At 66.0% G+C, this 13,407-nt stretch carries 9 protein-coding genes; 2 read left to right on the plus strand and 7 right to left on the minus strand.

Annotation, left to right across the window (positions count from 1 at the left end; all coding sequences use genetic code 11):
- Window positions 1–7: 7 nt before the first annotated feature.
- Genes rfbA through rfbC form a run of 4 tightly spaced genes read right to left on the minus strand, consistent with a single transcriptional unit; the run spans window position 8 to window position 3,520 of the window.
- The gene (gene rfbA / locus A8V01_RS13500) at window positions 8–955 is read right to left on the minus strand and encodes a glucose-1-phosphate thymidylyltransferase RfbA (RefSeq protein ID WP_103096362.1); all 948 of its coding nucleotides are present in this window, start codon (window positions 953–955) and stop codon (window positions 8–10) included.
- On the minus strand, window positions 952–1,884 hold the full coding sequence (gene rfbD / locus A8V01_RS13505) for a dTDP-4-dehydrorhamnose reductase (protein WP_103096363.1): 933 nt from the start codon (window positions 1,882–1,884) through the stop codon (window positions 952–954). Before rfbD ends, rfbA begins: the two co-directional genes overlap by 4 nt.
- Window positions 1,881–2,951 (minus strand): dTDP-glucose 4,6-dehydratase, encoded by a 1,071-nt coding sequence (gene rfbB, locus A8V01_RS13510; protein ID WP_103096364.1) that lies wholly within the window; start codon window positions 2,949–2,951, stop codon window positions 1,881–1,883. Before rfbB ends, rfbD begins: the two co-directional genes overlap by 4 nt.
- Complete coding sequence (rfbC, locus tag A8V01_RS13515; RefSeq protein WP_103096365.1) at window positions 2,942–3,520, minus strand: dTDP-4-dehydrorhamnose 3,5-epimerase; 579 nt, start codon at window positions 3,518–3,520, stop codon at window positions 2,942–2,944. The genes rfbB and rfbC overlap by 10 nt, the downstream gene beginning before the upstream one ends.
- Before the next feature lie 298 nt (window positions 3,521–3,818).
- Between rfbC and A8V01_RS13520 the strand changes: the two genes are divergently transcribed.
- Window positions 3,819–4,715, plus strand: a complete 897-nt coding sequence (locus A8V01_RS13520; RefSeq protein ID WP_103096366.1) for a response regulator transcription factor — start codon at window positions 3,819–3,821, stop codon at window positions 4,713–4,715.
- Window positions 4,716–4,868: 153 nt separating this feature from the next.
- A complete protein-coding gene (locus A8V01_RS13525; protein WP_103096367.1) occupies window positions 4,869–5,102 on the plus strand; it encodes a response regulator transcription factor in 234 nt (77 codons plus the stop codon).
- A 58-nt stretch (window positions 5,103–5,160) separates the two neighbouring features.
- Here the strand turns inward: A8V01_RS13525 and A8V01_RS13530 are convergent, their stop codons facing one another.
- From A8V01_RS13530 to A8V01_RS13540, 3 genes are read right to left on the minus strand one after another with little or no spacing between them, the layout of a single operon-like run.
- The gene (locus A8V01_RS13530; protein WP_245892515.1) at window positions 5,161–5,859 is read right to left on the minus strand and encodes a 4'-phosphopantetheinyl transferase family protein; all 699 of its coding nucleotides are present in this window, start codon (window positions 5,857–5,859) and stop codon (window positions 5,161–5,163) included.
- A 4-nt stretch (window positions 5,860–5,863) separates the two neighbouring features.
- Complete coding sequence (locus A8V01_RS13535; RefSeq protein ID WP_103096369.1) at window positions 5,864–6,865, minus strand: glycosyltransferase family 2 protein; 1,002 nt, start codon at window positions 6,863–6,865, stop codon at window positions 5,864–5,866.
- Window positions 6,862–13,377, minus strand: coding sequence for a type I polyketide synthase (locus A8V01_RS13540; protein WP_103096370.1), 6,516 nt, complete (start codon window positions 13,375–13,377; stop codon window positions 6,862–6,864). Before A8V01_RS13540 ends, A8V01_RS13535 begins: the two co-directional genes overlap by 4 nt.
- Window positions 13,378–13,407 lie beyond the last annotated feature (30 nt).

Raw genomic sequence — 13,407 nt, forward strand, 5'->3', positions numbered from 1 at the left:
CCTGCCGCTATTGCACCGAGGGATGCGGCTCCAGTTCCAGCCGCGTCCCCGTGATAGTCGGTTCGGGGGCTATCCCGCCCTGCTCCAGCACGTGGCGCAGGTAGCGGGCATAATCCGACTTGCCGAGCCTGACGATAGCGCGTTCCAACCCCGCTTCGCTGATGAAGCCACGGCGATAGGCGACTTCTTCGGGGCTGGCGATCTTGGTGCTCTGGCGCTTTTCGAGGATGCGCACGAATTCCGCCGCGTCCATCAGACTGTCAGGCGTGCCGGTATCCAGCCAGGTGTAGCCCCGGCCCATCATCTCCACCGATAGCTGCCCGCGTTCCAGATAGGCGCGGTTGACGTCGGTGATCTCCAGTTCCCCGCGGGGCGAAGGGGCAAGGTCGGCGGCGATGTCCACCACTTGCTCGTCGTAGAAATAGAGCCCCGTCACCGCCCAGTTGGAGCGCGGCAGGCTAGGCTTCTCATCGATCGAAACCGCGCGCATCCGGCTGTCGAACTCCACCACGCCGTAGCGTTCGGGATCCTGAACGTTATAGGCGAAGACGCTAGCACCCCCCGCCTGTTTGCCGGCGCGCTGCGCCGCGCGGGCCAGAAGGTCCGGCAGGCCATGGCCATGGAAGATGTTGTCTCCCAGGATCAGCGCCGATGGGCCTCCCTCCACGAAATCCGCGCCTATCACGTAAGCCTGAGCCAGCCCTTCCGGGCGTGGCTGCACGGCATATTCCAGTTCCAGCCCCCACTGCGTCCCGTCTCCCAGCAGTTCGCGGAAGGCAGGCAGGTCACGCGGGGTGGAGATGATCAGGATCTGCCGGATGCCCGCCAGCATCAGCGTGCTCAGCGGATAGTAGATCATCGGTTTGTCGTAGACCGGCATCAGCTGCTTCGAGGTAGACAGCGTCATCGGATAGAGCCGGGTGCCGCTGCCCCCGGCAAGAATGATGCCCTTCATGAAGAGGCTCCCGCAAGCTGGTTCAAGGAGTGATGCCGCGCCACAAGCCGCGCGACCACCGGCCGCAGCGAGGACCGCCACGGCGGCAGGGTAATGCCATGCGCCGCCGCGATGCGCGCGCAGTCGAGCCGCGAATCCGCCGGGCGGCGCGCCACGGTGGGATAGTCCGCCGTGGTGATCGAGCGCACCTGAGCCCATGGCCCGCCCATTTCGTGCGACTGGTCGAACACCGCGCTGGCAAGGTCCGCCCAGCTGCCATCGCCCTGCGCTGTCATGTGGAACAGGCCGCGCAGCCGGGGATCGGGATCGGCCAGCAGGTTGCGCGCCACCGCGATAATGCCGTCCGCGATATCAAGCGCGCTGGTCGGATTGCCGAACTGGTCTGACACGACCGCAACTTCGTCGCGATCACGGGCCAGCCGCAGCATGGTCTTCACGAAGTTCCCGCCGAACGGGCTGTGCACCCAGGCCGTGCGCAGCACCGCACTGTCTGCTTCATGCGCGGCCAGCACGGCGCGCTCGCCCGCCAGCTTGGTTGCGCCGTAGATCCCCGCAGGCGTGGCGGTCGCAGCCTCTCCATGCGGTCCCCGTGCATCGGCGGCAAAGACATAGTCGGTAGACAGGTGGACCAGCGGCACGCCAAGATCGCGCGCGGCCAGCGCCACCGCCCGTGCGCCGCCTTCGTTCACCGCCAGCGCCTTCGCCCGATCGGTTTCGGCCGCATCGACCCCGGTATAGGCGGCGGCAGAGACGATCGCGTCGGGCTGCAGCGCCGCCAGCGCAGGCAGCACGGTTTCGGGCCGCAGGAGGTCAAGGACCGGGCGGCCGACGGTGACGACCTCCACCCCCAACGCCTTGCCACGCTCCACCAGCGCGCGGGCGACCTGCCCGCCGGTGCCGGTAACGGCCAGCCGAAAATCCGCGCTCATTCCGCGGCTTCCTGTAACAGACCCAGCCGCTCTCCTTCGTAGCGATTGCGCAAGGGGCGCCACCACCATTCGTTGTCGATGTACCAGCGGACGGTGCGGGCGATGCCGGTTTCAAACGTTTCCTGCGCACGCCAGCCCAGTCCGCTTTCCAGCTTGGTCGCATCGATCGCATAGCGGGCATCGTGGCCGGGGCGATCCGCCACGAATTCGATCAGGCTTTCGCGCGGAGAGGCTGCAGGGGCCATGGCGTCCAGGATCAGGCAGATGCGCCGCACCACGTCGATGTTGCGCCGCTCGTTGCGGCCGCCGACGTTGTAAGTCTCTCCCGGCCGGCCATGCGCCGCGATGCAGTCCAGCGCGCGCACGTGGTCTTCCACATAGAGCCAGTCGCGCACGTTCTCGCCCCGACCGTAAACCGGCAGGCGGCGCCCTTCGAGGGCATTGATGATGGTGAGCGGGATGAGCTTTTCCGGGAAGTGGTACGGCCCGTAATTGTTAGAGCAGTTGGAGACGACGACCGGCAGGCCATAAGTGCGATGCCAGGCCTTCACCAGATGGTCCGACGCCGCCTTGGATGCGGAATAGGGAGAACTGGGATCGTATGGCGTAGTTTCCGCGAACAGCCCTTGCGGGCCAAGCGATCCATAGACTTCGTCCGTGGAGACGTGGAGGAAACGGAAGCGATCGCGTTCCGGCGCGGGCAGCCGCTGCCAGTAGTCTCGCGCCACATCCAGCAGGGTGAACGTGCCCATGACGTTGGTGGCCATGAAGTCCGACGCCCCGGTGATCGATCGGTCGACATGGCTTTCCGCCGCAAGGTGCATGACACGATCGGGACGGAACTGGGCGAAGGCACGTTCCATCGCCGCGCGATCGCAGATGTCGGCCTGCATGAAGCGATAGTTCCCGCGCCCGGACACGCTATGCAGCGAAGCCGGATTTCCCGCATAAGTCAGCTTGTCGATATTGAGGACGCAATGCTCGCGGCCCTGTACGGGATTGGTCACCAGATGGCGCACCAGCGCAGAACCGATGAATCCCGCCCCGCCTGTCACCATTACACGCATGCGGCAAGCTCCTCGAACACGAAATGAGCGGGCCGTTCGCCGAGCAGGGGCTGGGCACGATCCTTGGGTGACAGGCTTGCCGGGTCGGCCAGATCGGGCCATGCGATCGCCAGCGCGGGATCGTCCCAGCGAAGGCCGAGATCGCACTCTGCGCTGTAGTAGTCGGTCACCTTGTAGGCGACGACGGTTTCCGAAAGCAACGTGCAGAACCCGTGCGCGAAGCCCGGCGGAATCCACAACTGGATGCCGTTGTCCGGCGTCAGCACTTCGCTCACCCAGCGACCATAGGTGGGCGAGCCGGCGCGGATGTCCACCGCCACGTCAAGGATCGCGCCCGCCGTGCACCGCACCAGTTTACCCTGCGCATGGGGCGGGCGCTGGAAGTGCAGGCCGCGCACCGTTCCGGCAGCAAGGCTGCTGGATTCGTTGTCCTGAACGAACATCGCATCACCGCAATGACGGGTGAAAAGATCGGCGCGGAAAGTCTCGGCGAACCAGCCGCGGGCGTCGGCGATCCTGCTCGGCAGGAAGGCGCATGGCCCGGCAATCTCGAATGTCCTGACACGCATGGTCAAATCCCCCGCCTTCCCGCCTGACGGGAAAGTGTGCGGGCAAGAAGCCAGATTTGGCCGTCACCGCCTATTCGGGGATGACCGCCCCGACTACGCTATTACGACTTCAGGGCTGTGAGTTTTACGCAGCACCAAAGAGTAACGTGACCGGATTATTTCGTCCGAGCCGCAACAAAATCCCGCAAATTATGTCTGTTAGCCACTGAATTTTACGGCATTGTCAAAATATTAATCATCATTCATGGTGTCGGCACGCATGGGGGCAAAAAGTGCGAAGAAGGGCATACGAACAGACATGCCGGCATCCATTTCCATTGCGATCACCAATTCGATCATTCGCGAAGGTCTTAGACGCATATTCACGGATGCTTCCTTTGAAGTCGTGGAATCCGTTTCCCACCTCGATGAACTTGACCTTCATTCCCGGCCGGAGGATGGCCGGCACATACTCGTCGTAGAACGCGAACTGCTGCAGGAAGACTGTGTCGGCAGTATCGAGACGATGCAGCGCAATCATCCGCAAACAACGGTAGTCGTCCTGACCGCCGCCTTCGATTTCGACGAAATGGTGGCGCTCTACATGGCCGGGGTCTACGCCTATTTCCCGGACAACGTGCCTTATCTCTCGCTGGTCGCGATCCTGCAGATGGTGGCAAACGGCCAGAAGGTGGCGCCGCCCCAGGTGATCGACTTCCTTATCGCCCTGCCGCCGACCGTGCGGCACCCCGCAGCCACTCCCGCGCTGGAAGCCTTCGGGTTCCGCGAACGTGAACTGCGCGTGCTGGAACATCTGGCACTGGGCCAGCCGAACAAGGCGATCTCACGCGAAATGGCGATCAACGAGGCTGCCGTCAAAGCGGCGGTCAAGGCGATCCTGCGCAAGCTGGGCGTAGAGAACCGCACGCAGGCGGCGGTCATGGCGCGAGAGTTAATCAATACCCCCTCCGCCCCGCTTGATCGCGAGAACATGGAGGGAAACGTCGACCCGTTCCCGGCGCACCACCCTCCACCGCAGAATCAATCCGGGCATGGATCGACCAGCTGCGCTCCAGACTCTGAGGTGCATGCGGCACAGTCATCAGAAGAAACACGCCCTTCGCGCGCCAGAAACAGTTTGTTACAAGACATGATGCGGAAATCTTCTGCCTGCCTGATCTACCTTCCGGCACTCCAGATGGCCTTGGCATCCTGACTTTTCAGAATCCCATTCTAGTACAGACAACACTCTAATGGGACTCATATGGAAGATTTACTCCCCCAAAATATTACGTGACTCTCCGTAAGGGCGATGCGACATTGGGTTTGTGGGGTTAATTGACTCCATTAGAGTCTAAGGGGGTTTTAGATGTACCGAATTCAAGCTACCGAAAACGTGCAACTCACCTCGCGCGAACTGGATGTGCTGCAATATGTAGCGATGGGCCGTTCCGCGAAGGAAACCGCGATCGAACTGAAAATCGCCCCCTGCACCGTGGAACGGCACGTAGAAAACGTTCGCCTGAAGACGCGCACGCGTAACCGGGCACACATGATCGCCTATGTCATTCGCGAAGGACTGCTTCAGTCGCAGGCGAATTGAGTAACGGAGCAGAACTAAAGCGCGTGGGAGAACAAGAATGTCGGTTAGTTCACACGAACTAACTCCGGCCTCGCAAGGCCCAAGACATCAGCAACCCGCCCTTCGGGTCGACAACATCGCTTTCCAACATTTCTCCATCGACAAGCACGTTCCTTGGGCCATAGCCCACACCGCATTCGAACGATGACGGGGCAATCGAAAGCCCCTTGCCGAGTGCCTTGGAACAGGCTTCCTTCCTGACCCACACGCTCAGGAACGCATGGTCGTAATCGCTGTCATGCGCCATCTCACCCAACTGTGCTGCTTCGCGATCCGTGTAGTACATGGCCGCCAGCCCGGCCGCATCGTCGACCGCACGCACCGCTTCGATGTCGATACCGATCTCCGCCCCATCCGCCACCGCGACAAGCGCGAAGGCGCCGGTATAGCTCATGCTGCAATGCACATGCTGCATCCCGGCCAGGCGCGGCTTGCCATGGTCGTTGAAGGCATAGCGCTGCTCTGCCGCAGCGATGCCCGTGCAAGCCTCCACCAGCAGCCGCAGCGCCCCGTGCGCCGCACGATAGCGCCGCGCCGCCGATTCGACGACGAAGCGAGCAGCCCGATCCCGCTCTGCATCGCTCAGCCACGCGGACAGCGCCCGCTGGTCTCCATCGCCCGCACGCACCAGCCAGAGCGCGAAAGGCGCTGCCACCGGTTCTGCGATGATGCCATGCAGCGCCAGCGTTGCGGCAAAGTCCGGTCCGTTCACCCGCACCGATTCAGCGCCGTTGCGGTGCCAGCATCCCGAACCAGACGAAATCGCTCAGCAGCCTGGGCGGATCTTCGCGGGGAGCGCGGCGCAGCCGCTGCTTGAGGAGATGGACGCAATGCCCCGCCACCCACGCAAGATCGGCGGCAAACGCATAGGCCCAGCCGTGATTCTTGCGAAAATAGCGCCGCCTTGAGGCAAACCAGTAGCCGGGCACCCGCCGTGCATGCGCATCCTTGCCGGTAACGCCCGTGCTCTGCCCCGCGACATGCAGCACCGTGGGACGTGGCGCGTACCAGCATTGCCACCCCTGCGCGCGTGCCGAGCGGCAGAAGTCGGTTTCTTCGTAATAAAGAAAGTAGTCCTCGTCGAAACGCAGCCCGCCTTGAAGCGCGTCGCGCCGAATGGCCATGCTGGCACCGGAAACCCAGTCCGCTTGCTCCGCCCGCCCGTCCATCCGCCGCGCGGTTGCATGACTTGCCAGCAGACGCGAGGCCGTCCCCCAGCGCAGGGCACGCTCCAGTTCACCCAGCACGGTGGGAAAGCGGAAGGCGTAAGGCCAGGGCGCGCCGTCAGCCTGCAGCAGCGCGGTGCCGACGATGCCCGCACGCGGGGTCGCGGCCATGAACGTCGCCAGCGCATGGGCGGCGCCGGGCATCACGCGGGTATCGGGATTGAGCAGCCACACCGCCCCGCACGGCTCCTCCTGCGCTTCCCCGCCGCGCAGGGCGTGTTCGATGCCCAGGTTGCAGCCGCTGCCGAAGCCGCCATTGACCGGTGAGCACACGACTTGCGCCCAGTCCCATCCCTCACGGATGATCGCCGCCTGCAGCAGTTGTGCCGAGCCATCGCGCGAATCGTTGTCGACCACGATCGCCCGCAGCAGGGCGCCCGACCGGCGCTCTGCATCCAGACTGGCAAGGCAATCGACCACCAGCGGTCCCGTCCGGTAGTTGACGATGACGACGTCGATCGGGAAATCCGGTTCCCGGCGAAATGCCCGCCCGATCATTCGGCCGCCTGCTGGAAGAAGTCGACCCGTTCCCCGGCGGCAAACGAAGTGCGGCGCCATGCCCCGTATTCGACAATTGCATCGTCCAGCGCGCTCTGGAACAGCGGCGCCAGCGTGGCGACATGGGGTTCCTGCAGGTTGGACATGTGGCCGCCGGGAACATCGATGATCACGATATCCTCCCGCACCCGCTTGCCCCAGCCGAGCGCATAGTCACGATAGACCTTGCGGTAGGGGGTATCGTCGGCAAGATCGGTGTCATCCGATGCCTTGAACAGCGCCACGCCGGTCGCTTGCAGGATGCCGATCGGACGATGCTCCTTGTGCGCCACTTCATAGAGCTTGAGAAACGGCATCGCTGCGGCGCCCGCTTCCTCCTGCGTTGCATCGCCCGTTCTTCCGGCCAGGCGCAGAGCCTCAACCGTGCGCCGGTCCTGTGCCCGCAGTATCCGCGACCGGACCTCCCAGCGGGCCATGTTCCATGCCCGGCGGCCCAGATCGGGCAGCGCGTGCAGCGGATTGCCCGAACGCAGCACGCCCAGCACGCGGCCAAGACGGGCGCGGCTTTCCCCGAAGCGATGCTTGCGCGCCTCGACGTCTGCGGCATCGATAACCCCGACGAAGGCCACCTGCTGGCCCATCGCCTGAAGTTGCTGCGCCATCTCGAAAGCGATCACCCCACCTGCACAAAGCCCGGCGAGGAGGTAGGGCCCTTCGGGCTGCACGGCACGCACCTTGCCGATGTAATGGGCGGCCATCTCGTCAATTCGGGTGTGGGCGTAATTGCCGTCCGCCTTGCGCAGCGGTTCAAGCCCCAGCACCGGGCGTGCACCATCCAGCCGCAGCGCCAGTCCGCGATAAAGCAGAGTTTCTCCAAGCCCGTCGTGAATCAGGAACAGCGGCGTTGCCGGGCCGCCCTTGCGGATCGTGACCACACCATGTTCCAGGTCCTGCGCATGAGCGGTCATGTCTGGGGCGTGGCTGTCCGGATCGATCACCGTGGCAAGGCCGGCTACAGTCGGCTGCCCCAGCATCGCGGCAAGCGGCAAGGTGCGCCCGGTCTTCTTGCGCAGCCGGTTGGTGAACTGCACCGCCAGCAACGAATGGCCGCCAAGGTCGAAGAAGTTGTCATGCCGCCCGACCGCGTCCATGCCCAGGAGGTCGCACCACAAATCGGCGATAACCTGTTCAGCGGGCGTCGCCGGCAGGTCTGCCGGATCACCCTCTGCCGCCTCTCGCCGGCGCGCGCGGGGCGGACTGCGCAGGCGCGCCAGAACCGGGCCAAGGTCGTAGGGGGAAATGACCATATGCGGGCGGCTGCGCCCCGAAAGCAGACGGGCGACCACTTCCACACCCTCTTCGGGCAGGATGCCTTCGGATGACGCACTGCCGCCATCTGCGCCCTCGCCCCCGCCCGCAACGGCCGCAACGGCCGCAACAACTGGCGCCGCTGCGGTACTGCGAGCAAGCCGTGCGGCATCGCCCATGTGCATCATCGTGAATTCGCGCACTTCGGCCACCACCAATCCGTCGGCGTCGGTGATGGTGACGTTGAACACCGCCGTCTGGCCGTCGGCCGAAACCAGCCGGATATGGCTCCAGGCAAGCGCGGGCAGCGGGGCGTGCAGCAGGAAGCGGCGATAGGTGAACGGCGCGTAGAAATCGCACGTCGGATCACGGCCGGGGATCAGCGTCTGTGCGCCCGCCGTCGCGAAGTCCAGCAGCGCGGGGTGCAGCCCCATCGCCTCTGCCTCGGCGGTGAAAGGTGCGGGAAGTTCCAGCTGCAGCAGCGCTTCTCCCCTGCCTTCCGGCCCCTGGGGGGAACAGAGCGCCTGTACGATGGTGTCCCAACGCGGCCCAAACGCCATCATCGGCTGATCGGCCGCTCCGCATCGTGCCGGCACGCAGCGCTCGGCAATGGCGCCAAGGTCAAGCGTGGAGCGCAGCGGCGTCAGCGTATGGGGACGCACGACACCATGCGCGTGGACCGTCCACTCGCCAGCGCCCTGACCACGGCCGAGGATCGAGACCTTCCAGCTCCCCCCGGCGCGCCTGCGGACATGAACGCGAAGCGCGCGCTCTTCTCCATCCGGCACCGCGAAGGGCTTGAGGAAGGTGAAATCGGACAGTTCCAGTGCGCCCTCGTGAACCAGCGCAACTGCCGCCCGCGAGATCTCAAGGAAGGATGTCCCGGGCAGCAGCGCACCGGCACCGGCGACGCGATGCTCGTCGAGCACCCAATGCCGCTCCGGGGTCAGGATGCCGGTGACCACGAATTCGTCATCGGAAATGGTAGAGACCCGATCGAGGAAGGGATGGCTGACCGGCTTGCCCGCGCCGGATTCCTGCGGCAGCGCCACTGCACCGCTGGCTCCTTCTTGACGGCCGCCAAGCGCGGCAGCCATGCCGACTTCGGCCCATTGGCTCCAGCCGACCGACTGCACCCGCGTGCGTGGATCGCTGCGCCGGGCCTGCGCATAGGCATCAAGAAAGGCATTGGCGGCGGCATAGTCCACCTGCCCCGGCAGCCCCGCAAAGGCGCTGACCGAGGAGAACAGCAGCAGGAAACCGGGCGCGCGCCCCTTATGCGTCGCCTGCAGCGCCGCCTCCAGCGCCAGCGTGCCCACGATCTTGGGCCGCAGCACGGCATCCACCGCCTTGCGGCTGCGGGTTTCGATCAGCCCATCGTCCAGCGCGCCTGCCGCATGGAACACTCCGTCGATCGGGCCGAAGCGGGCGATCGCCTTGCGGATGCCCCGCTCCAGCGCCCGCGCGTCGGCCACGTCGGCGACGATCAGTTCCACCTGTGCCCCCGCCGCTTCGAGGGCAAGCAGCCTGCGCACCTTGTCCTCCACCGCCAGCGGCAGGTCGCCGCGCGCGATGCGTTCGGCCCATTCACCGCGCGGCGGCAGGGCGCTGCGGCCCACCAGCGCCAGCCGCGCCCGGACCCCGCGCGCAAGGTGGTCGGCGATGGCAAGGCCCAGTCCGCCCAGCCCGCCTGTGACAAGATAGACCCCGCCCTCGCGCAGCCAGCTTTCCTGCCCCCCGGCCAGCGGCTCGCGGACGCTGCGGTAGGCAAGGGTCCAGCGCTCGCCCGCGCGCAGAGCCACATCGCCGGCCGCACGCGCAGTGCAAGCCTCCGCGATCACCGCGTCGGCCAGAGCCGTGGCGTTGTAGGGCTCAAGGTCGATGTCGATCGCACGCATGTCGATCGCGGGATACTCGGCAGAGACGGTGCGTGCGGCGCCCACCGCCGTCGCCTTGAGCGGCACGATGCCCGCATCCCCGGCCACCCGCTGCGCCCTGTGGGTGACAAGCATGACGACCACCGGCCCTTCCTCGACCTGTGCGGCCAGTTCGGGCGCCATCGCGATCAGCGCGTGCAGTCCCCGGTCGAGGATCGCGGCATCCCGGCGCCGCGCCGCGGCCACTCCGCCGACGAGCCAGCAGTGATAGACCTTGCGCGGCATCCGCCCGTCGCGCGCCAGCTGCACGAACAGCCGCGCCCAGTCCTCGCGCGCGTCGGGCCGCAGCGCGAAGGCATCGACGGCACTGGCGGAAAAGCGCGATGCGGCGTGGACGGTGACCGTCTCCACCCCACTCTTGCGCAACTGCGCGGCAAGGCCCGCGCCGAAGCCATCGTCATCGCAGAGCACCAGCGCGGGGCCGCCTTCGCCCTCTGTCTGCTGCGGATCTTCGCGGCTCCACACCGGCTCATAGCCCCAATCGTCCAGCGCCAGCCGGGCATCGGCATCGCCAGCACCCGATCCGCCCCCTGTATGGAGGCTGGCCCCCGGTTCTATCCAGTGCCGTTCACGCTCAAAGCGGTAGGTCGGCAACGGCACGCGCAGGCGCCGCTCATCACCCCACCACGCGGCCCAGTCCACCTCCACCCCCAGCGCCCAAAGCTCTCCCAGTGCTTCGAGCAGACGCTGGTCGTCCGCAACGGCCTCCCCCGCATGGCGCATCGAGGCGACCACCGGCTGGCCGGCCTTTCGCGCCGGATGCTGGCGCGCAAGGCTGGTCATCGCCCGGCCGGGACCAACCTCCAGCAAGACCTGTTCCGGCGTATCCAGCAGGCATTCGAGGCCGTCGGTATAGCGCACCGGTTCGCGCAAGTGGCGCACCCAGTATTCGGGATCGGTCGCCTCCGCCGCGCTCACCCAGCGCCCGGTGAGGTTCGACGCGAAGGGGATCTGCGGCGCGCGCAAGGGGATCGTGCGCAGCAGCGCGCGGAATTCCGGCAGGATCGGATCAAGCATCGCCGAATGCGCCGCCACCTCGATCGGGATCGCCTGCGCCTCGATCTCCTGCGCGCGCAAGTCGGCAAGGAAGCCCGCCACCGCGTCCGCCGCGCCGGAAACCACGCATAGCGCGGGCGCATTGATCGTGGCGATCGACAGGCCCGGCGGCAGCAAGGGGGCAAGCCGAGCTTCGGCCAGCGGCACGCTGATCATCCCGCCCTTCGCAGTCGTCTCGAACAGGCGGCCGCGCGCGTGGACGATGCGCAGACCCGCCTCAAGGTCCATCACGCCTGCAATATGTGCCGCAGCATATTCGCCGCAGCTGTGCCCGATCATCGCGGCAGGCTCGATCCCCAGCGCCATCCAGAAACGCGCTAGCGCGGTCTGGACGATGAACAGCGCAGGCAGCGCATTCGACGGCCGTTCAAGCTGCGCGGCGGCGCGTTCGCGGTCGGCGTCGAGCGGAAACAGCCAGCGCCCAAGGTCCGGCACGCCGATGCGGGCCAGCACCGCAAGCCCTGTGTCCACATCGGCACGGAAGCCTGCTTCGGTTTCGTAAAGGTCGCGCGCCATGTCGACATGCTGCAGCCCGCCGCCGCAGAACTGGAAGGCCACCGGGCGCCCCGGCACGCAGGGCTGCTTGGCCGAAGATGAGCGATCTGCAGCTTCGAACGCAGCTGACGCCTCTGCCCCGTCGCGCGCCACCGCAAAGCGCCGCCACGCCAGCGCGCGGCGGCCGGTGTTGAGCGTGAAGGCAGCATCCGCAAGCGATCCTGTGGAGCCCGCGAAATGCTGCGCCAGCGCTGCGGCATTGGCATCCGCCGCGCCCGCCGTCGCGCCCGATGTCATCAGCAGCTGGCGGCGACGGCTCGGGCCTCCGGGTTCGCGCAGCGGCGCCTCCTCCATGATGAGGTGTGCATTGGTGCCCCCCACACCCAGAGAGCTGACCCCGGCGCGACGGGGGCGATCGTCGCGCCGAGGCCAGGACGCGCTGGCGGCCTGCACGCAGAAAAGGCCGGTATCCAACGCGCATTCGGGATTGGGGGCCCCGAAATTCGGGACGGCTGGAAGCTGGCCGTTGCGCATTGCCAGCGCCACCTTGATGACGCCCGCCGCGCCCGCCGCCGTATCGGTATGGCCGATGTTGGCCTTGACGGAGCCCAACGCGCAGGGCGCGGGCCGTCCACCCCGATCCGAAGCAGACTGGGTAAAGACCTGCCGCAGCGCCGCCACTTCGATAGGATCGCCGATCGGCGTGCCGGTGCCGTGCGCCTCGACATAATCGATGGCGGCAGGATCGATGCCCGAAACGGCCAGCGCCTCCGCGATCACCGCCGCCTGCCCGTCCACGCCGGGAGCAAGATAGCCGACCTTGCCCGCACCATCATTGTTGATCGCAGAGCCCCGGATCACCGCATGGATATGGTCGCCGTCGGCAAGGGCATCGTCGAGCCGGCGCAGCGCCACCACGGCCACGCCGCTGCCGAACACGGTGCCTTGCGATGCCGCATCGAACGGGCGGCACAGGCCATCGGGCGAAAGGATTTCACCCTGTTCGTACAGGTAGCCCTGCCGGTGCGGCAGCTCGATCGACGCGCCGCCCGCAAGCGCCATGTCGCATTCGCCCGAAAGCAGGCTCTGCGCGGCCATGTGGATCGAGACGAGCGAGGTGGAACACGCCGTCTGCACGTTGATGCTCGGCCCCTTGAGGTCGAGCAGATAGGAAACCCGCGTCGTCAGGAAATCCTTGTCGTTGCTGGTGTGGCGCAGCAGGAACAGCCCCACCTCGTTCACCAGCTTGCCATTGGTAAGCAGGTTGTAGGGCAAATAGGCATTGTGCCCCGATCCCGCGAAGACGCCGATCACGCCGCCTGATGCCCCTGCAACACCTTGCGCAAAACCCTGCGGCGTGTGCCCCGCGTCTTCCAGCGCCTCCCAAGAACATTCCAGGAAATGGCGATGCTGCGGGTCCATCACCGCAGCATCGCGCTTCGACAGGCCAAACAGCGCAGCATCGAAGCATTCCATATCGGCCAGCGGCGCCCCCCGGCGCACGTAATCCGGATTGCGCAGCAAAGCAGGGGCAACCCCGGCGGCCAGCAGCTGCTCTTCCGAATATGTCTCGATTCCGTCGCGCCCTTCGCGCAGCATGGACCAGAACTCGTCCGGGCCGCGCGCACCCGCGAACCGGCACGCCATGCCGACGATGGCGATCGCACTGGACGTATCGAGCGCAGGGTCGAACGGTTCTTCGATGGGCTGGTGCATGAAAAATGTCCTTCAGTTCGCGCCGTTCAT

Origin of the sequence: Novosphingobium guangzhouense, from assembly GCF_002896965.1 — a bacterium.
GTDB lineage: Bacteria > Pseudomonadota > Alphaproteobacteria > Sphingomonadales > Sphingomonadaceae > Novosphingobium > Novosphingobium guangzhouense.